16 protein-coding genes are annotated in these 19,504 nt (G+C 60.9%); 14 read left to right on the plus strand and 2 right to left on the minus strand.

Going from position 1 to position 19,504, the window contains the following annotated elements; all coding sequences use genetic code 11:
• The first annotated feature begins 49 nt into the window (after positions 1 to 49).
• The 11 genes from BST28156_RS20860 (at position 50) to BST28156_RS20910 (ending at position 13,279) form a co-directional block, all read left to right on the plus strand.
• Positions 50 to 745: a TetR/AcrR family transcriptional regulator gene (locus BST28156_RS20860; RefSeq protein WP_174903278.1), complete on the plus strand. Its 696-nt coding sequence runs from the start codon at positions 50 to 52 to the stop codon at positions 743 to 745.
• Between the two features lie 364 nt (positions 746 to 1,109).
• A complete protein-coding gene (locus BST28156_RS20865; protein ID WP_174903279.1) occupies positions 1,110 to 2,708 on the plus strand; it encodes an ABC transporter substrate-binding protein in 1,599 nt (532 codons plus the stop codon).
• A gap of 78 nt (positions 2,709 to 2,786) precedes the next feature.
• Complete coding sequence (locus BST28156_RS20870) at positions 2,787 to 3,728, plus strand: ABC transporter permease (protein ID WP_174903280.1); 942 nt, start codon at positions 2,787 to 2,789, stop codon at positions 3,726 to 3,728.
• 2 nt (positions 3,729 to 3,730) lie between these two features.
• A complete protein-coding gene (locus tag BST28156_RS20875) occupies positions 3,731 to 4,633 on the plus strand; it encodes an ABC transporter permease (RefSeq protein ID WP_174903281.1) in 903 nt (300 codons plus the stop codon).
• A 3-nt stretch (positions 4,634 to 4,636) separates the two neighbouring features.
• Positions 4,637 to 5,596, plus strand: coding sequence for an ABC transporter ATP-binding protein (locus BST28156_RS20880; RefSeq protein WP_174903282.1), 960 nt, complete (start codon positions 4,637 to 4,639; stop codon positions 5,594 to 5,596).
• Positions 5,597 to 5,607: 11 nt separating this feature from the next.
• Positions 5,608 to 6,594, plus strand: a complete 987-nt coding sequence (locus BST28156_RS20885) for an ABC transporter ATP-binding protein (RefSeq protein ID WP_174903283.1) — start codon at positions 5,608 to 5,610, stop codon at positions 6,592 to 6,594.
• Between the two features lie 70 nt (positions 6,595 to 6,664).
• The gene (locus tag BST28156_RS20890) at positions 6,665 to 8,431 is read left to right on the plus strand and encodes a N,N-dimethylformamidase beta subunit family domain-containing protein (RefSeq protein WP_208456431.1); all 1,767 of its coding nucleotides are present in this window, start codon (positions 6,665 to 6,667) and stop codon (positions 8,429 to 8,431) included.
• Between the two features lie 215 nt (positions 8,432 to 8,646).
• Entirely contained in the window at positions 8,647 to 9,945 is a 1,299-nt protein-coding gene (locus tag BST28156_RS20895) for an aminotransferase class III-fold pyridoxal phosphate-dependent enzyme (RefSeq protein WP_208456432.1), read from the plus strand.
• 53 nt (positions 9,946 to 9,998) lie between these two features.
• The gene (locus tag BST28156_RS20900) at positions 9,999 to 10,838 is read left to right on the plus strand and encodes a transketolase (RefSeq protein WP_174903302.1); all 840 of its coding nucleotides are present in this window, start codon (positions 9,999 to 10,001) and stop codon (positions 10,836 to 10,838) included.
• An 11-nt stretch (positions 10,839 to 10,849) separates the two neighbouring features.
• Positions 10,850 to 11,839, plus strand: a complete 990-nt coding sequence (locus BST28156_RS20905) for a transketolase family protein (protein ID WP_174903284.1) — start codon at positions 10,850 to 10,852, stop codon at positions 11,837 to 11,839.
• Positions 11,840 to 12,106: 267 nt separating this feature from the next.
• Entirely contained in the window at positions 12,107 to 13,279 is a 1,173-nt protein-coding gene (locus tag BST28156_RS20910) for a porin (RefSeq protein ID WP_174903285.1), read from the plus strand.
• Between the two features lie 404 nt (positions 13,280 to 13,683).
• Here the strand turns inward: BST28156_RS20910 and BST28156_RS20915 are convergent, their stop codons facing one another.
• Positions 13,684 to 14,661, minus strand: a complete 978-nt coding sequence (locus BST28156_RS20915; protein WP_174903286.1) for an alpha/beta hydrolase — start codon at positions 14,659 to 14,661, stop codon at positions 13,684 to 13,686.
• 246 nt (positions 14,662 to 14,907) lie between these two features.
• Here BST28156_RS20915 and BST28156_RS20920 point away from each other — a divergent pair, with 246 nt between their 5' ends.
• From BST28156_RS20920 to BST28156_RS20930, 3 genes are all read left to right on the plus strand, one after another.
• Positions 14,908 to 15,927: an AraC family transcriptional regulator gene (locus tag BST28156_RS20920; protein WP_174903287.1), complete on the plus strand. Its 1,020-nt coding sequence runs from the start codon at positions 14,908 to 14,910 to the stop codon at positions 15,925 to 15,927.
• A gap of 73 nt (positions 15,928 to 16,000) precedes the next feature.
• The gene (locus tag BST28156_RS20925) at positions 16,001 to 16,630 is read left to right on the plus strand and encodes an NAD(P)H-binding protein (RefSeq protein ID WP_174903288.1); all 630 of its coding nucleotides are present in this window, start codon (positions 16,001 to 16,003) and stop codon (positions 16,628 to 16,630) included.
• Positions 16,631 to 16,947: 317 nt separating this feature from the next.
• Positions 16,948 to 18,378, plus strand: coding sequence for a purine-cytosine permease family protein (locus BST28156_RS20930; protein ID WP_174903289.1), 1,431 nt, complete (start codon positions 16,948 to 16,950; stop codon positions 18,376 to 18,378).
• 73 nt (positions 18,379 to 18,451) lie between these two features.
• Here the strand turns inward: BST28156_RS20930 and BST28156_RS20935 are convergent, their stop codons facing one another.
• Positions 18,452 to 19,408, minus strand: a complete 957-nt coding sequence (locus tag BST28156_RS20935; protein WP_174903290.1) for a LysR family transcriptional regulator — start codon at positions 19,406 to 19,408, stop codon at positions 18,452 to 18,454.
• Positions 19,409 to 19,504 lie beyond the last annotated feature (96 nt).

The raw sequence follows: 19,504 nt of genomic DNA on the forward strand, positions 1-19,504 counted from the left end.
ACGGGGGTGAAGAAGCTTGAACTTTGACGAAACCCGGATGAGAGTAGCAATGGCAATCGACAAGGAAACTCCTGCGCAGACACAGCGGCGTCCTCTTCGCGAGAAGGGGGTGCTACGCTATAACAAGCTGCTGGATGCCGCTCACGAATTGTTGATGCATAAAGAGATCGAGGAAATCGGTCTCTATCAGGTCGCCACGCAAGCCGAGGTTCCCCCGGCTTCTGCCTATCATTTTTTCCCCAACCAGGGGGCGATCCTTCTGGGCCTTGCCGAGCGCTATCACCTGCTATTTTCCGACGAACGCCGCGCATGCATGCTTCCAACGGTCGAGACGTGGCAGCAGTGGATGACGGAGCGCTTCGAGTCGAGTGCCCGGCTGTACAACTCGAACTTGCCGATGTGCAAGTTGTTCCTGGGCTCACACACGACGCGCGAACTGGTTCAATCCGAAGCGGGATTCAATGAGCAGTTGGCAGCGCAGTTCGAGGCCATCTTCATTCGCCACTTCTACATGCCGTTCATTCGGGACATGCGTGGGAAGTTCCTGGTCGTCCTGACCTTGGTCGATGCCGTTTTCAGCCTCTCCTACACCAAGCATCGTCACATCACGCCGGAATTCGAAAAGGACGCGAAAGCCGCCGCCATCGGGTATCTGCGCACCTTCCTGCCTGAAATTCTGGAGCGCAGACCGGTCCCGCTCCAGGATGACGAAGTGCAAGCCTTGATCGACGGCTCCAAGTCGTAATCTCACGCTCGGGGGCTGTCGATCATCGACGGCCCGTTCCCCTACGGGCTCATCTGGCCCGCCGCCTCACAGCTTAAAACCCCTGGTCCACCCACTTCCGACATCGGTGTCGGCGCGCACGATGACGCAGATGCATACACCTTGAAAATGGATAAATATCTGTTATGTGCGGTGTGGTGGAAGGTGGTCTTGTCGTGTGCGCGGCGATAGTTTTCCGAAAAAACGCGGATTTACGGTGTAATGGAGCGGCGGCGCTAGGGTTTTTCCTTATGCTTTAATCGATATTTATCGTAAATAATTGTTCCCTAGCACGCTGGGCAAGACGTCGTCACAACAAGACATCACTTTGGCGGAGACACATCGCATGAAACGCAGAGACGTTCTCAAGGCAGGCGCAGCAGCAGTCGTTGGGTCCACGGCAGCTTTAGGCGCGCCCAGTCTGGTCTTGGGGCAAGCCCAGAAAAAGACGCTCAGGTTCATCCCTCAGGCAGATCTCGTGCTCCTGGACCCGGTTCAAACGACTGGTCAGGTTACGCGCAACCACGGGATGATGGTCTTCGATTCGCTGTACGGTCTCGATAGCGCGTTCCGCGTCCAGTTCCAGATGCTGGCCGGCCATCAAATGGCCGACGATGGCAAGACGTGGACGCTGACGCTGCGCGACAAATTGATGTTCCACGACAAGACCCCGGTGCTGGCGCGCGACGTGGTGGCCAGTATCGAGCGCTGGGCTAAGACCGACGTGCTGGGTCAACAGATGCATGCGCAACTGAACGAACTGGTGTCGGTCAACGATAAAACCATTCGCTTCAGCTTCAAGAGTAGCTTCCGCGCGTTGCCCACTATTTTGGGCAAGCCCAGTGCCTTCTTGCCGATCATGCCCGCCCGTTTGGCAGCGACTCCGCCATCCACGCAGGTTACTGAAATGGTGGGCTCGGGTCCATTTCGATTCATGGCCAAAGAGCGTGTGCCGGGCTCGCTCGCCGTCTATCAGAAATTTGACGGATATGTGCCACGCGAGGGGCAATCTTCGTTTAGCTCCGGACCGAAGATTGCCTATCTGGATCGGGTCGAGTGGCATACGATCCCCGATCCGGCGACCGCGGCAGCGGCTATCCAGTCGGGCGAAATGGACTGGTGGGAAGAGCCCACCCCGGATCTCCTGCCAGTCATGAAATCCAATAGCAACGTCATCCTGAATGTCTATGACAAGGGGGGCTGGATGACAATGCTGCGCATGAATCATTTGAATCCCCCCTTCGATAATCCGGCGATTCGTCGAGCGGTGCTCAGCGGTATTGTGCAAACCGATTACATGCTGGCGGCGATGGGGGAGGATCGCAATCGCTGGCGCGCTCCGGTCGGTTTCTTCCTGCCGAATTCCTCGTCTGCGAGCGACGCAGGCATGGAGGCCGTCCTGCATCCGCGCCCAATCTCGCAGGTCAGGCAAGCGCTTGCTGCCGCTGGCTACAAGGGAGAAAAGGTTGTCATGCTAGTTCCGACCGACCTTGCGCGCGCAAATGCCATCAGCGAGGTTGCGGTCGACTACCTGCGCAAGATCGGCATGAATGTCGACTATCAATCGTTGGACTGGGGCACGGTGCTGCAACGTATTGCATCCAAGGCCCCGGTCAGCAAGGGCGGTTGGTGTATTCACGCGAATGCGGTGCCGGGCATGATCACGTCGAATCCGATCCTGCATACATACGCACAGGGGCCGGGGCCGGCGAAAGGCACCTTCGGCTGGCCGAATATGCCGAAATACCAGGAATTGCTCGGCAAGTACATGGGGGCCACGGACCCGACGGAACAGCAACGCCTGTGTCGCGATCTGCAAATGGAGGCGTTCATGAGCGTGCCGTATCTGCCTACGGGCTTGGCGTTTACGATGGCGGCGCATCGCAGGAACATCACGGGTATTCCCGAGGGGTTCCCGCAGTTCTACAACGTCAGGAAGGGCTGACGCGCTGCGTTGAGTTCCGCGTCGAGTGTTTGACCGGGCGGGCAGTCGAGGTCACCCACCATTAGATAGAGGCTAACGATGCTTCGGTACGCGTTACGGAGATTCATTGCTACTGTGCCGGTCATGGTGTTTGTCGGCATATTCATTTTCAGCCTGTTGTATCTGGCGCCGGGCGACCCCGCCAGCATCATTGCAGGTGACCAGGCAACAGCAGAGGATCTCGAACGAATTCGGGCCTCATTGGGCCTCGATCGCCCATTTCTGGTTCAGTTCGGTGACTGGGCTTGGCGGGTGTTGCACGCAGATCTCGGCACCTCCATGTTCGCGTCGATGCCCGTGTCCGACATGATTGCGCAGCGCGCGGGTGCCACGGTATCGCTGTTGTTGCTGACGCTTACCCTGACCCTGATTGTCGCCATTCCTTTGGGCGTGCTCTCGGCCTGGCGGGTCGGGTCATGGTTTGATCGGATGATCATGGGGTTTGCCGTCGCCGGATTTTCCATCCCCGTATTCGTGATTGGCTATCTACTTGCATTCGTTCTTTCACTGCACATGCAGTGGCTGCCGGTTCAGGGTTACGCCCCGCTCCGCGACGGCGTTTGGCGGTGGCTCAAGCATTTGATTCTGCCGGCGTTGACGTTGAGTTTCGGATACATCGCCCTCGTTGCGCGGATTACGCGAGCGTCGATGCTCGAAGCAATGCGGCATGATTGCGTGAGAACGGCACGGGCAAAAGGCGTGGGAGCCGCTCGCATTCTCTTCGTGCATGCGCTGAAGAATGCGGCCATTCCCATCACGACCGTCGTGGGCCTCGGCATCGCCAGTCTGATCGGAGGGGCCGTGGTAACGGAAAGTGTTTTTGCTATTCCGGGAATCGGACGTCTGACAGTGGACGCCATTCTGCGCCGCGACTATCCGATTATTCAGGGCGTCGTCCTTCTCTTTAGTTTCATTTACATGATCATTAATCTGTTGATCGATATCTCCTACACCATTCTTGACCCACGGATCAGATATTGAACATGCGATCCCTGCATCTGACATTGCTCGAGAGCGAGGCCGGTGAAGAGCTATTTCCGCCCGCCGTTCGCCGTCGAGGAACATGGGGTTGGATAAGGCGCCACCCGATCATGGTCATTGGCGTGCTGATTCTCGGACTCCTGATCTTGTCCGCGATTTTCGCGCCCTTGATCGGCACGGTCGACCCCACGACCATCTCGCCCGTTCAGCGAACGCGCGTGCCGAGTGCAGAGCACTGGTTCGGCACCGATATGCTCGGGCGCGACGTGTATTCGCGCGTCATCTACGGAACCCGCGTATCGCTTGTCATTGGATTTTCGGTGGCCGGTCTATCCGTGGTCCTGGGCATGATCGTCGGCCTTTTCGCAGGCTTCAACCGATGGGCTGATGGCATCGTCATGCGCGCGATGGACGCCTTGATGTCGATCCCTCCGATTCTGTTGGCTATTGCGCTGATGGCGCTCGCCCGGGGCGGGATAGCCAACGTGGTGTTTGCCATCACGGTTTCGGAAATTCCTCGCGTTGCGCGCCTTGTCCGGGGTGTAGTGCTGTCTCTGCGGGGGCAGCCGTTCGTGGAGGCCGCAGTAACCACCGGCACATCGACAACGAAAATCATTATCCGGCATATCCTGCCCAATACAGTGGCTCCGGTTATCGTCCAGGCGAGCTATATCTGTGCGGCGGCGATGGTAATAGAGGCGGTTCTGTCATTCATCGGTGCGGGCGTTCCGCCGACCACCCCCTCGTGGGGAAATATCATGGCCGGGGGGCGTGCGCTCTGGCAGGCGAAGCCGTACATCATTTTCTTCCCTGCCGTATTTCTATCTCTGACCGTGCTTTCCATCAATCTGCTCGGAGATGGTCTAAGAGACTGGCTCGACCCGAGAATGATAAAGGAATCCTGAGCGATGGCGCTACTCGAAATAGAAAATCTCCGGGTGCATTTCAAAACCCCGGACGGCGTCAACCGTGCGGTAGACGATATCTCGTTCTCGGTCGACGAAGGGGAGACGCTGGCAATCGTTGGCGAATCCGGCTGCGGAAAATCCGTTACTTCGATGTCGATACTGCAGTTGCTGCCACGGCAATCGGTGCGCACGGCCGGCAGGATCAGCTTCCAGGGTCGGGATCTTCTCGCCATGACCGAGCGCGACATTCGCGGGATCCGCGGCAACAGCATCTCCATGGTGTTCCAGGAGCCGATGACAAGCCTGAATCCGGTGATGACGGTCGGAGCGCAGATTGCGGAATCGCTGCGCCTGCATCAGAAACTGGACAAGGTGCAGGCTAATGCGCGTGCCGTAGAAATGCTGAAGATGGTGGATATTTCCGCCGCCGAGCGCAGGGCACTGGAATATCCGCATCAGCTGTCGGGCGGCATGCGGCAACGCGTGATGATTGCGCTGGCTCTCGCATGCAACCCGAAGCTCTTGATCGCCGATGAGCCGACCACCGCACTCGACGTGACGATTCAGGCCCAGATTCTGGACCTGATGCAGGAACTCAAAAATCGCACTGGTGCAGCGGTGATTCTGATTACGCACGATCTGTCGGTGGTCAAGCAGGTCGCCCATCGTGCAATGGTGATGTACGCGGGGCGCAAGGTCGAGGAAGCGCCGGTCGGCGATCTGATGGCCCATCCGCTCCATCCGTATACGCGCGGCCTGCTCGATGCGATGCCGAAGCGCAACTCGGGTTTGCGGCGGCTAGTGGAAATCCCTGGCACCGTACCGAATCTCAAACAGCGGATTCCAGGGTGTCTGTTCGCGAGTCGTTGTGCGTATGCGCGGGATGTATGCAGAACGACGGTGCCTGCTCTTGAAGAGAGGGCCACGCATCATATCGTGGCCTGTCACTTCCCCCTCTAGTGGCGGCTGACATGACCTATTTGCTCGAAGTCAGAAATCTTAAGAAATACTATCCGGTGCGCAGCGGCCTGATGGGCCAAGTGAGTTCTCAGGTCATGGCTGTCGATGGTGTTTCGCTGCATGTCGCAAAAGGGGAAACGCTGTCGCTGGTGGGTGAGTCCGGCTGCGGCAAATCGACCGTCGGTCGCGCAATCCTCCGGCTTTTCGATTTGACGGAAGGCGAGGTTCTGCTCGACGGCCGCCGGATCGACACACTTTCCGAGCGTGAGCTACGCCCGCTGCGTCGCGATTTGCAGGTGGTCTTTCAGGATCCGTTTGCGAGCCTGAATCCTCGGCGTACGGTGCGCCAGCATCTCACGGAGCCGATTCGGAATTTTGAACCCAGGATAGCGAAGGACGAATGCGAAAGCCGCGTACAGCAACTGCTGGCTCTCGTACGCCTTCCTGCCGACGCTGCGGACAGATTGCCTCATGAATTTTCTGGTGGCCAACGACAACGCATATGTATTGCCAGGGCTTTGGCGTCGAAGCCGCAGGTCATTATCTGCGACGAGGCCGTATCGGCACTCGATGTCTCGGTCAAGGCACAGGTCGTGAACCTGCTTCAGGACCTCCAGAAGGAACTGGGCCTGGGGCTGCTTTTCATCAGCCACGACCTGGCAATTGTGGAACATATGACCCATCGTGTCGCCGTCATGTATTTCGGACGTATTGTCGAGCAGGGGGACGCCGGATCCGTCTTCGGTTCACCGCAGCACCCTTATACGCACGCGCTGTTGTCGGCGGCGCCCGATCGTGAGCCTGGGGCCGAGAGAATTGTGCTCAACGGCGATCTTCCGAGTCCAATGAACCCGCCTTCGGGGTGTCACTTCCACGCGAGGTGCCCGTATGCGTTCGATCGTTGCAAGTCCGAGTCACCGGCTTTGACGGAGCGCGCGCCTGGCCACTTCGCTGCGTGTCACCTTCAGATGTTCAGTGACGGGAATACCGTTAGCTGATCGACCGGGCCGGTCTTCGGCCGAGCCTGCTTTCCATTGGCTTTTCCAGCAACTTTTTACCGGATCTGAAATGAAAGAAGACCAATCCGCGCTCGATAACGGCAAGACCTGCACCGACGACAACGACAAGAGCACGTTGCTGCCGAATGGCGAGAAGATGAATCGCTTCGGATTCCGCGCCCCCAACGATCCGCGCAGTGTCAAGGCGTTTAATCTGGGCCGCTCCAGGACTTTCCCGATGCTGGCGGACGACGTGTGGGGGGACCGGTACTGGTATGACGCGCCATCCGACGATCCGGAGTGGCCGGACGTCCACACCTATACAGATTCTATGACGTATGCGCCGGGTGAGACCGTGTTGTTTCGTACGTGTACGCATGCGAAGCAATGGTCGCTGGAAATCGTGCGGGACGGTTTGAAGCCGGAGAAGATTGCGCGTTGGGAAGACCTCGAAGGTCAGTGGGCACCGACGCCGCGCGACGCCTCGAAAATCGGTTGTGGCTGGCCCGAAAGCCACCGATGGACAATTCCTCCTGATACGCGGTCGGGATTCTACAAAGTGATTTCGACGTGCCTGCGATCAGACGGAACACGATACGTTCAATTCCACTTTTTCGTCGTCCGGCCGACCAAGGCCACCCAAACTTCCAGGCTTCTGATGGTTCTGCCGACCTCGACATGGATCGCGTACAACAACTGGGGCGGCTCGAACTACTATGCCGGCATTGACGGGGAGACTCAAAACCGTTGGTCGCCAATTCTCAGCACGCAGCGCCCCTGGTCGCGAGGTGTTGTCTGGCTCCCCGACAACGCGCCGCGTCTTGTCACTGATGCACCTGCCGAAGGTCCTGCCGCTCCCCGTTACCAGACGAAGGAATGGAGTTACGCCAATGGCTTCGGATTTTTCTATGCGGCCGCAGGCTGGGCGTTCTACGACCGCCATTTCCTTTGCTGGGCGGAGCGCGAGGGAATTGCCCTCGACATGATCACCCAGCATGATCTGCACTTTCATTCCGGGATTCTCGACGACTACAAGGCGCTGGTTATCGTCGGGCACGACGAATACTGGTCCTATGAAATGCGCAAGCACGTGGATGCGTTCGTCGATCGAGGCGGTAACGTCGCCCGCTTCGGTGGCAACTTCGCTACGCAGGTGCGGCTCGAAGAAAATGGCGATCGGCAGGTTTGCTACAAGGATCGCGCACTTCGCGAAGACCCGGTGCGCGATACCGATCAGAAACACCTGTTGACTGCGAACTGGGATAGCCCGCATGTTGCCTACCCGGGGGCTCAAACCATGGGTGTCAACTCGAGCCAAGGGATTTATGGGGGGTGGGGTGGCTTCGCACCGTATCACTCGAAAGGCTTTACAGTCTATCGGCCGGACCACTGGGTATTCGCAGATACGAAGTTAACGTACGGCGATGTGTTTGGAGACAAGGCCCGCATCTTCGGCTACGAGGTCGACGGACTGGATTACACGTTCCGCCAGGGACTCCCATATCCGACCGGTAGCGATGGTGCTCCTCGGGAGGTCGTGATTCTGGCTATGGCCCCTGCCGTCAAGGCCGAGACGATGTTTGCGGAGGAGGGCTGGCGCTACTACCTCGGCAACACCGACATGCTCGCCTCGGCGCAGGCCATGTACGGCGATACGTCACCCGAGTCCGTGCGGAAAGTGCAATACGGTTCCGGGATGCTCGTATATATGCCGCGCGGAAAAGGAGAGGTTGTTTGTGGAGCGACCTGTGATTGGGTGATGGGGCTGGCACGTAACGATTACTTCACGACCCGGATCACGCTGAACGTCCTCAAGCGCTTCACCGAGGACCGCTGAAATCACTCGGCGATCACTGCGCGGGTCGATCTGACGGCTGTCTAATCGGATAAATATCGAACTTGAATCTGAATGTTTTAGTGAATAATAAGAAGTTAGAAATACTAAAATTTTTATAATTGACGAGAATTAATCGATTGAAATCATGTTCCCGCTCGACAAGCTTGCCGGACGGGAACGACCACCCTTTAACTGAACATAGGGGAAACATCATCATGTGGACGAACGCGCAAAACCTGGCTCTTCTGGAGCGGGCACGAGCCGTCATTCCTGGCGGTATGTACGGGCACCAATCGACGGGTATGTTGCCCCGGGAGTTCCCGCAATACTTTCAGCGTGCATCGGGTTCCCGGCTTTGGGACGTGGATGGCAATGAGTACATTGACTACCTGTGTGCCTATGGTCCCAATCTCTTCGGGTATCGCAATCCCGTGATCGAGCAGGCTGCTATGGATCAGACAGTACAGGTCGACTCGGCAACGGGGCCGGCACCGGTTATGGTCGAGCTAGCGGAACTGTTGGTATCCATGATCAGCCATGCCGACTGGGCGATGTTCTGCAAGAACGGCACGGATGCGACTTCGATCGCCATGATGTGCGCGCGTGCTTACCGCGGGCGCAACAAAATCATTGCCGCCCGTGGCGCGTATCACGGATGTGCGCCCTGGAGCACGCCACTGCGCGCGGGCACGACGCACGAGGATCAGGCGAACGTCATTTTCTTCGATTACGACGATATCGAAAGCCTCAACCAGGCGGTGAAGAAAGCGGGTAGCGATCTCGCGGGCATCATCGCCACACCTTTCTGGCATGAGGTATTCGTCGATCAGTTCCTGCCGACGAAGGCGTATGCGCAAGCCGTTCGTCGGCTTTGCGACGAACACGACGCACTGATGATTGTCGATGAGGTTCGCGCGGGCTTCCGATTGTCGCGTGATTGCTCGTGGGGCGAATTCGGCGTGCAACCGGACCTGAGTGCCTGGGGTAAAGCGATCGCTAACGGCTACCCGCTGTCAGCGGTCCTGGGCAGCGAGAAGGTGCGCCAGGCGGCTTCCAGTATTTACGTGACGGGCACCTTCTGGTTCCAGGCCGTACCCATGGCCGCCGCAGTGGCCACGCTCAAGATTATTCGAAGTACAGACTATCTAAAGCATATCCAGGAAATCGGTGAGCAGTTTCGTGTCGGGCTTGAGGGACAGGCGTCGGCAGCGGGCTTCCGGCTTCGTCAGTCGGGGCCAAGTCAGATGCCGCAAATCCTGTTCGAGGACGACCCCGATCTGCGTGTCGGCTATGCGTGGGCCAGGGAGACTCTGAAGGGCGGCATCCTCGTACACCCCTACCACAACATGTTCGTCTCGGCGGCGATGACCACCGATGACGTAAGGAAGTCGCTCGATGCGACGGCCCGTGCATTCGAGCTGATCAAGCGCGAACGCGACCATCTCCCGGCGCCTACGAATGCCTCGCTGCTGAAGCGCCTGGAGATGAAAGGCCGCCTCCCGGCTCATGCGTGAGGGCCGAGACCATGACGAACAAGACCGAACGTGGTCTCGATGTCGGCAAATACATGTTGACCGACGATGAGACCGCCAGACTCAGGGACCGCGCAAAGTTTATCCGTCTGGAGACCATCAGACTCATCGAAATCGCGAAGGTCGGACACTACAGTTCCGTGTTTTCCGCCGCCGAGATATTCGCAGCCTTGTACTACGACGTGATGAACATTCGCGCCGGCGAGCCCCGATGGGTCGATCGCGATCGCTTTCTGATGGGGAAGGGCCATGCGGCTGTCGGATTGTTTCCGATTCTTGCAGACCATGGATTTATCGATAAGGAAACGCTGAACGGCTATACCCGCCTCGGCAACCCGCTCGGCGACCATCCGGACATGACGAAGGTTCCGGGCGTCGATTTCAGTTCCGGCTCGATTGGCCACGCATTGTCCAATGGTGCGGGCATGGTCACAGGCGGCCGAATCGACGGGCGCGATTTCAACGCTTTCGTGATGCTTGGCGACGGCGAGATGCAGGAAGGGCAGGTTTGGGAGGCCGCATTGTTTGCCGCTCACCACAAGCTTTCGAAACTTGTCGCGATCGTGGATCGCAACGGCTACCAGCTGGATGGCGAGGTGGATTCGATCATGGGCATCGAAGATCTGGCCGCGAAGTGGCGTGCTTTCGGCTGGGAGGTTCATGAGGTCGATGGTCATGACGTGGCAGCCCTGACGGCGCTTTTGCGGGCATTGAAGGCCGACGCGACCCGTACGGGGCCGGCCTGTGTAATCGCGCGCACAGTGAAGGGAAAAGGCGTCTCGTACATGGAAACGGAGCCCGGCTGGCATCTCGGCTATCTGGCTCCCGTCGACGCACAGGCGGCAATCGAAGAAATCAAGCAAACGCTTATCTGAGGATTCTCGACATGGTAAAACTTCTCTCACCTGATAGCTGGCAGTACCGGCAACTAAACGAAACAACGCCTGGACTCACTGCGCTGTCGGATGCGCTGATCGAACTGGTCGACGACGGGCATCCCGTGGTCGCCGGCACCGCCGATCTGCAGTATTCAAACGGGCTTCGGAAATTCGCGACCACCCATCCCGAGCGCTTCATTCAGTTCGGTATTTCCGAGCAGAACATGGTGTCGGCGGCCGCCGGTCTCGCTACCACGGGCAAGATGCCGTTCGTCGCAACCTTCGCGTCGTTCCTGGGGCTCCTGTGCTGCGAGCAGATTCGCATGGACGTTGCCTATTGCAAGCTCCCCGTGCGTCTGATCGGACACCATACTGGCATTTCACTTGGTTTTTATGGTACGTCGCATCACGCGACCGAGGACATCGGAACGATGCGTTCCATCGCGGGGCTAACCGTGATTTCACCTGCGGACGCACCGCAATTCAAAGCCGCAATCAAGGCTTCGGTGGATTGGCCGGAACCTGTCTACTTTCGTATCGGTCGTGGCCGCGATCCGCAGATTTACCAGGAAGGCATTGAATTCAAAATCGGGAAGGCAATCGAGCATCGTCAGGGACACGACGTAACGTTGATCGCATGCGGCATGGCTGTAAAGTCCGCACTCGATGCAGCGATTGCCCTGGAGGCCAACGGAAAATCGATAGGAGTCTTAGACATGCCGACGATCAAGCCGATCGACCGTGAGGCTGTCATTCGCGCCGCATCGCGATCCCGGCTGTTGATGACGGTCGAGGAGCACAACGTGATCGGTGGACTGGGCTCGGCAGTCGCCGAAGTGCTGGCAGACGAGGGGCTTGGCACCCGTCTGGTTCGACACGGGATCAAGGACGAATACAGTTTGATTGCACCGCCCACGCATCTCTATCGACACTATGAGCTCGATGCGGAGGGTCTGGCCGGGGCCGTCGCGCGGGCTCACATGAGTCAACGGAGATAGTCCGGAAACATCCGGAAATCGACGACGCTGGATGGTATGGCTGAATCGAATTAAGCAGCATGGACCCGAGGCGGAAAATCGATTATTACGATACGTGAACCATGGTGTGGTGAATTTGCCGTGGTAGAGGAATTGGTCGTTAGTTTTACGAATTTGATTTAGATATGCTAATAAAAAGTATGAATGATCGAAGGGGGGGTGGGATGCGAATCCATACCCCTTCAGATATTTCAATAAATAGTCGTAAATGTCTATTGGAGATCTGCCATGAAAAAGAATCTGGTGGCGCTGACGGCAATGTCGGTGCTGTTTCCTCCCGCTCACGCACAAAGCAGCGTCACGCTGTTCGGTGTGGTGGATGACGCGCTGACCATCAACACGAATGCGAAGGGTGCGCGTCAGACGTCACTGACGAGTGGCGCGATGGGTTCACCACGCTGGGGGCTGAAGGGCACGGAAGATCTGGGAGGCGGTCTGAAGTCGCTGTTCTGGATCGAGGGCGGGTTCTCGACCAACACGGGAGCCCTCGGTCAAGGTGGCGATCTGTTTGGTCGTCAAGCGAAGGTGGGTCTTACGCACGATGCGTGGGGCACCTTGACGCTCGGTCGTCAATACTCGGCGGGTTATCAACTCATCGGTCCGATGACCTCGGGCGGCAGTTTCGCATTCAGCGGAGCCGGGTTCGGCACGCACCCGGCCGACCTCGATAACCTCGACAGCACATATCGTGTGAATAACGCGATCATCTATACGACGCCACAGATCAGGGGTTTCACAGGCATGGCCATGTACAGCATGGGCGGTATTGCGGGTGCGGCGGGCGAACGCCAGATTTGGGCGTTGGGCGCACAGTACCTGAGCGGTCCGGTTACGCTGGGCATGGGATATCAACAGTCGGACCGGCCGAACTTCTCGGTCAACGGCGTGAATCCGTCAGCGAGCTCCACGGGACTCAACATGACGAGTCCGGTCAACCAGGGATACGCTTCCGCCGGTGTGCAAAAAACGTTCGCGGCTGGTGCGTCGTACAACTTCGGCAAGGGCACGGTTGCCGCGATTTTTAGCAACTCGCGTTACATGCATCTGGGCTCGACGGCCGTTGCCGGGCTTCCTGCCGTGGCGGCGGGTTACACGGGAACGGCGTCGTTCAACATTGGTGAACTGAACGCGAGATATTACGTCAGCCCGGTGCTGATGCTGGGTGCCGCCTATGCGTACACGCGCGCATCCGGCGTGAATTCGGCTACCTACCAGCAGGTCAATGCAGTGGTCGACTACTTCTTTTCCAAGCGGACGGACATTTATGCCGGCGGGGTATTCCAGCGCGCGTCGGGGACGAACTCGCTCGGCGAGAAGGCGGTGGCGGCCATCAATGGTGCTACCGCTTCAAGCAGTAACCGTCAGCTGGTGGCGGTCATCGGAATTGGTCATAGGTTTTGATCGATTTCGATTTTTTTGTTCTCGACGGGGCAGTGTCAAACGGGGAACAAAAGGAAAGCGGCGCCACGACGCACGAGGAAGCGGAGGCGCTCCGTGCCTGATCGTGCCAGTCTCTCTGGTCCGATTGTTGGCGAAGACTATCTGGCGCGTAGCAAGCTTGGTGGACGGCTGCCGATGTTTGGCGATGTACGGTGTCGTCTATTCCACATGGTGGACCAACGAACTTGTGCCGGGGACATATCGGGGGCATGACAGCCTGACGTTTTGGAGACTCCTCGCGATGCAAGCGTTTCGTAATTTTGTTTTGTTCCGGTCCCCCTGTCGAGCCACACCCGACCTCGCCCCCAAACCCGGCGAGCATCCTCGATCCCGCGGGGTTTTTTGTCGGTCCGCGCGCAACGAACCTACGGCAGCGTCCGCGTGTCGGCCGCGCTCGTCGTCACCTCCCGATAAAACCCGTCGATCGCATCGACCATCTGCGACAGCCCCGGCTGTTCCAGCGGATAGTGCCCCGCGTTGTCGAGCATCACGACCTTCACCGGCTCCTTGCGGATGCGCTGCAGAAACGGCGTGCTCAGATGCAGCGGCGTCCAGCGATCGGCGGCCGGCTGCGTCAGCAGCACCGGACAGACGGCGAAATCCTCCGGCTCGACCGCCGGCCGGTACGTCATGTAGGAACTCAGAAAGGCCATCGTCATCGCGTTGCCTGCGGACGTACGGTCGGACAGCCACACCTTCAGCGCAGCCGGGTCGTTGACCAGCGCGGACATCTTGCTGGCCATCGTCATCGGGATGCGCATCGACCTGACGAGCGGCGTGTGCGCGGCGAGATTCGTCATCGGGCCGCCGACACGGCTCATGAACAGGTTGCGTGCGGTCTCGTCGCGCACCTGCTGGCTGCGCTGATCGAGAAAGGTCATCCCGACGATGCCCGTGACCTTGCCGTTCAGCGCAGCCACGTGATACGTGAGCATGCCGCCCGCGCTCAGCCCGTACAGCACGATCGGCCGGTCGTCCTTCGCGCGCTCCGCGTCGATCAGGTCGCTGCCGGCCTGCACCCAGTCGTCGTAGCGGATCAGCGCACCCTTGGCGACTTCGGTCATCCCGTATTCGGGCATGTCGACCGCGATCGTCTCGTAGCCGCGACGCGCGAGCTGCTCGCCGAGGATCATCGACATCTGCCGCCCGTTGGTGCCCACGCCGTGGAACAGGATCACCTTCACTTTCGCCTGAGGATTGCGGTACGTGTCGAGATGGAGGCGGTTGCCGTGCCAGTTCCACCATTCCTCGTGCGGCAACTGGCTGTCGTTCCACTGGAAGTCGGGCGGCAGGAATTTCTGCATGTCGCGCCAGACGGGCTGGTCGGCGTAGGTCTTGGGCATGGCGGCGGAATCCGATAAGGGGAGCGAGACGGCATCGTCGGCAAACGCAGGGGCATGCAGCGCGCTCGACACGCCGAGGGCCAGCAGCAGGTTTTTCGCCGAACGGGGAAGCGGAGCGGATTTCATGGCGGGGACGATCCGTGCAGGTTGCGATGACCTCATCATGCTCTGCGGACGTCGTGCGATCCATGCTGACGCGGGCCAACCGCTTTAGAATCCAGGCCAATGGATATCGCGAGGCGCTTCATGACCGTCTGGAACTTCGCACGCAGCCCGGCTTCCGTCCTGCTCATGATCGAGTTCGGCCGCAGCAGGGCGATTGCGCCGCCCGCGCTGCTCAAGGGCTCGCAGCTCACGCTGAAGCAGCTCGCCGACCCGGATTTCACGGTGCTGGCCGCGCAGGAGCTGACCGTCGCGTCGAACCTGCTGAGCCTGACCGGCAACGAGGCCGGCGTGGGGCTGAAGGTCGGGCTGTCCTATCAGCTGTCGGCCTACGGATTGCTCGGCTACGGGCTGATGAGCAGCGCGACGGGCCGGGACGCGATCGCGCTGGCCGGCCGCTATCTGGCGTTGACCTATACGTTCGTCGGGATGCGTTATCGCCGGGTCGGGCGGCACGACGCGGTCGCGTTCGAGCCGTCGCCGGAATTGTCCCCGAACCTGCAGCGCTTCTTCGTCGAGCGCGCGATGGGCGCGACCTGCCGCGTGCTGCGCGACGTGATGGGCCCGGCCTTCGCGCTCGCGACCTTCGACCTTGCGTACGGCGCCGAGCCGGGCGGCCGTCAGCAGGTACTGGGCACGAAGGTCCGGTACGAACAGCCGGCGAGCGAGATCACGTTCGAGCACGCGCAACTCGAACGCCCGCTGCCGCAGGCGAACGCCGCCACCGCGGCGATGTGCGAGCGGATGTGCGCCGAGCTGCTGTCGCGCAGGCGCACGCGCGTCGACATCGTGTCGTTCCTCAACGAATACCTGGCCACGCACGCGTTCGAGCGGCCGCCGCAACTGAAGGATGTCGCGGCGCTGCTCAACACGAGCGAGCGCACGCTCAAGCGCCGGCTTCAGGAAGAGGGCGCGTGCTTTCGCGACATCTCGAACGCGGTCCGCAAGGCGCGCGCGCAGGCGCTGGTCGCCGAAGGGCGGCTGTCGATCAAGGAGATCGCGCAGGAACTGGGGTTCAGCGACATGTCGTCGTTCTCGCAGGCGTACAAGCGATGGACGGGCGTGGCGCCGAGCGTGTCGCGGCAAGGGGCGGGCGGTTTGTAGCAGGCGGCGCGACCGTACACTACGGCGATGGACCCTCGGACATCGGCGGGCCCCCGCAAAGGAGCGATCGAACATGAAACTGCTGCTGGTCGGCGCGACCGGACTGGTCGGACGCCACGTCCTCGATGCGGCGCTCGCCGATCCGCGCGTGACGCGCATCGTCGTCGTCGCGCGCCGTCCTTTGTCGCCGCATCCGAAGCTGCAGGCGGTGGCGGTCGACTTCGAGCAGTTGCCCGCCGACGCCGGCTGGTGGCGCGCCGACGCCGTGATCTGCACGCTGGGCACGACGATGCGCGCCGCCGGATCGCAGACGGCGTTCCGGCGCGTCGATCACGACTATCCGCTCGAGGTTGCGCGCCTCGCGCATCGGCACGGCACGCCGACCTACGTACTGAATTCCGCGCTCGGCGCGAATCCGGCGTCGCGCGTGTTCTACAGCCGCGTGAAGGGCGAGGTGGAGCGCGCGCTCGCGGACGTCGGGTTCACGTCGCTGACGTACGTGCGTCCCGGCGTGATCGGCGGCAGCCGTGACGAGTTCCGGCTCGGCGAACGCGCGCTGCTGCTCGCACTGGGCCTCGCGGGCGCGCTGCTGCCGCCGAAGTGGCGCGTGAATCCCGCGCCACGAATTGCGCGTGCGCTGCTCGACGCCGCGCTCGACGCGCGGCCGGGCGTGCATGTCGTCGCGTCGGACCGGCTGGTCTGAGCGGCGAACGACGCTGCTCCTGACCTTTCTCTTTCCATGCACAACCTTTCATAACGCTGCGTGTAGTACACCGATCGATCCCACACGCACAAAAAAGCGACGCAAGCCGGGTATTTCCTGATATCGGACAAGTTGTATATACAAGATTATGCGCAGGCAATGCCGGCCCGCGTCGCGCGTGCGCGCACCGTGCAGATCGTGCGTGGCCCTGGCCGGCGATCCGCGGCGACCCGCATCGAAGCGCCGAAACGGCGGCTCGACACGTTCCCCGTCCCGTTCGAACCATTTGTCGTCCCGAGTCATCTGGAGATTTGCCCGTGTCAACGAATCCCACTGGAAACGCCGGCGGCCTGATCGAGGTCCGCTCGATCGACTTCATCCCCGACGCCGAGCGTCACGGCGGCTTGCTGAGCCAGTTCACGCTGTGGCTGTCGGCGAACATGCAGATCACGGCGATCGTCACGGGCGCGCTGGCGGTCGTGCTCGGCGGCGACGTGTTCTGGTCGCTGGTCGCGCTGCTGCTCGGCCAGCTCGTCGGCGGCGCGGTGATGGCGCTGCACGGCGCGCAGGGGCCGCAGCTCGGCCTGCCGCAGATGATTTCGAGCCGCGTGCAGTTCGGCGTCTATGGCGCGATGATCCCGATCGTGCTCGTGTGCCTGATGTACATCGGCTTTTCCGCGAGCGGCTCGGTGCTGGCCGGGCAGGCCGTCGCGCAGCTGCTGCACATCGACGACGCGGCCGGCATCCTGCTGTTCGCGGCCGTGATCGTCGTGCTGACCGTGTGCGGCTATCGCGCGATCCACTTCGTCGGCCGGATCGCGAGCGTGGTCGGTATCGTCGCGTTCGTCTACATGTTCACGCAGCTGTTCGCGAACCACGATATCGGCGCGCTGCTCGCGAACCGGCACTTCTCGCTGGCGAGCTTCCTGCTGTCGATGTCGCTGTCCGCGTCGTGGCAGATCGCGTTCGGCCCGTACGTCGCCGACTATTCGCGCTACCTGCCGCGCTCGACGTCGTCGGTCGGCACGTTCCTCGCGGTCGGTCTCGGTTCGGTGATCGGCGCGCAGGCCGCGATGGTGTTCGGCGTGTTCGCAGCGGCGCTGGCCGGCAGCGGCTTCGCGCACCATGAAGTCGCGTACATCGTCGGCCTCGGCTCGACGGGCGCGGTGGCCGCGCTGCTGTATTTCAGCATCGCGTTCGGCAAGGTCACGGTGACGGCGCTCAACGCCTACGGCAGCTTCATGTCGATGGCGACGATCGTCAGCGGCTTTCGCGGCAAGCGCGCGGTGTCGTCGCGCAGCCGCATGGTCTACATCTTCGGGATGATCTGCGTGTCGACGCTGCTCGCGCTCGCCGGCCGGCATTCGTTCCTGAAGGAGTTCACGGCCTTCATCCTGTTCCTGCTCGCGTTCTTCACGCCGTGGAGCGCGATCAACCTCGTCGACTACTACTGCTTCACGCGCTCGCGCTACGACGTGCCCGCGCTGTCCGACCCGGACGGCCGCTACGGCCGCTGGAACGCGATGGCGATCGCGATCTACGTGGTTGGCATCGTCGTGCAGCTGCCGTTCATGTCGACGCACCTCTACACGGGGCCGCTCGTCGATGCGCTCGGCGGCACCGATATCTCGTGGATTCTCGGCCTCGTCGTGCCAGCCGTGCTGTATTACGTCGGCGCGCGCGCGTCGCGTCGCAGCATCCCGGAGCGCCTGATCCTGCCGCTCGAACGCGGCGAAGCCCAGCACTGACGGCGAGCCTCCCGCATCGGGCCGGCATGCGGCCGGCCCAGGCGGCTTGCCGCGTCCGCGCCGCCCTGCGCCGCTATTTCCCCAGCCGCTCCGCCAGCGCATAGCGCTGCATGCAGCGCTCCATCGCGTCGAGAAACGCCAGCTCGGCCGCATTCATCTTGCGGTCGCGATGCCACAGCAGGAACACGTCGACGTCGACCAGCCCGTCGTCGGGCGGCAGCCGCCACAGCCGCTGCTGCGCGATGTCGTCGCGCACGATGTGCTCGGGCAGGCAGCCGATCCCGTAGCCCGCGAAGATCAGCCGCCGCACTTCCTCGAGGCTCGGCGACGACGCGACGATGCGCCCGGTAAAGCCCTTCTGGTCGCGAAATACCGTGAGCGGCGACAGGCTGTCGCCGATCTGGTCGCTCGTGAACGACACGAAGTTCTCCGCGAGCAGATCCTCCATCCGCAGCTGCGTCTGGCCGAACAGCCGGTGATGGCGGCCGCAATAGATCGCATAGCGCTGGCGCAGGAAGCAGCGCATCTCCAGCTTGTCGTGCGGCGTGCGGCACAGGCCGAGCCCGGCCGTCGCGGTCTTCTGCAGCAGCGACGACAGGATGTCCGACGAGCGCATCACGTCGATCTGCAGGTCGATGCGCGGATACGCGCGATGGAAATCCGCCAGGAATTCGTCGTAGACGGGCGACTCGATGCGGCTCACGGTCAGCAGGCGAATCGAGCCGGTGAGGTCGGCGCTGCCGTCGTCGAGCTCGGTTTCGAGGCGCGAGATGCCGCCGTAGATGTCGCTCGCGATCCGGTACACGGCTTCGCCGGCCGGCGTCGGCGCGAAGTGCGCGCCGCGCCGCTCGATCAGCCGGCGTTCGAGCGCGTCCTCGAGCCGCCGCAGCGCCTGGCTCACGGCCGGCTGCGTCACGTGCAGGCGCGCGGCGGCGCGGCTCACGCTGCGCTCCTGCATGATCACCAGATAGGTGCGCAGCAGGTTCCAGTCGAGGCGGTCGTTCAGGAAGGGGGCGAGGTCGGGGCGCATCGGGTCTCCGCAGCGAGGCGTCGGGTCATTGCATTAGTAAAATTTATATCGCGAATAATAACTTGAAATTTGACTAATGATTTGCGGTCGCCGATA

Origin of the sequence: Burkholderia pseudomultivorans, assembly GCF_902499075.1 — a bacterium.
Taxonomy (GTDB): Bacteria; Pseudomonadota; Gammaproteobacteria; order Burkholderiales; family Burkholderiaceae; genus Burkholderia; species Burkholderia pseudomultivorans.

Bases quoted from the DNA above. Each gene is read 5' to 3' on its own strand.
- BST28156_RS20885 (WP_174903283.1), top strand. From the start codon at position 5,608: ATGACCTATTTGCTCGAAGTCAGAAATCTTAAGAAATACTATCCGGTG.
- BST28156_RS20880 (WP_174903282.1), top strand. From the start codon at position 4,637: ATGGCGCTACTCGAAATAGAAAATCTCCGGGTGCATTTCAAAACCCCG.
- BST28156_RS20935 (WP_174903290.1), bottom strand. From the start codon at position 19,408: ATGCGCCCCGACCTCGCCCCCTTCCTGAACGACCGCCTCGACTGGAAC.
- BST28156_RS20915 (WP_174903286.1), bottom strand. From the start codon at position 14,661: ATGCCCAAGACCTACGCCGACCAGCCCGTCTGGCGCGACATGCAGAAA.
- BST28156_RS20865 (WP_174903279.1), top strand. From the start codon at position 1,110: ATGAAACGCAGAGACGTTCTCAAGGCAGGCGCAGCAGCAGTCGTTGGG.
- BST28156_RS20890 (WP_208456431.1), top strand. From the start codon at position 6,665: ATGAAAGAAGACCAATCCGCGCTCGATAACGGCAAGACCTGCACCGAC.
- BST28156_RS20900 (WP_174903302.1), top strand. From the start codon at position 9,999: ATGTTGACCGACGATGAGACCGCCAGACTCAGGGACCGCGCAAAGTTT.
- BST28156_RS20910 (WP_174903285.1), top strand. From the start codon at position 12,107: ATGAAAAAGAATCTGGTGGCGCTGACGGCAATGTCGGTGCTGTTTCCT.
- BST28156_RS20895 (WP_208456432.1), top strand. From the start codon at position 8,647: ATGTGGACGAACGCGCAAAACCTGGCTCTTCTGGAGCGGGCACGAGCC.
- BST28156_RS20925 (WP_174903288.1), top strand. From the start codon at position 16,001: ATGAAACTGCTGCTGGTCGGCGCGACCGGACTGGTCGGACGCCACGTC.
- BST28156_RS20875 (WP_174903281.1), top strand. From the start codon at position 3,731: ATGCGATCCCTGCATCTGACATTGCTCGAGAGCGAGGCCGGTGAAGAG.
- BST28156_RS20870 (WP_174903280.1), top strand. From the start codon at position 2,787: ATGCTTCGGTACGCGTTACGGAGATTCATTGCTACTGTGCCGGTCATG.
- BST28156_RS20920 (WP_174903287.1), top strand. From the start codon at position 14,908: ATGACCGTCTGGAACTTCGCACGCAGCCCGGCTTCCGTCCTGCTCATG.
- BST28156_RS20860 (WP_174903278.1), top strand. From the start codon at position 50: ATGGCAATCGACAAGGAAACTCCTGCGCAGACACAGCGGCGTCCTCTT.
- BST28156_RS20905 (WP_174903284.1), top strand. From the start codon at position 10,850: ATGGTAAAACTTCTCTCACCTGATAGCTGGCAGTACCGGCAACTAAAC.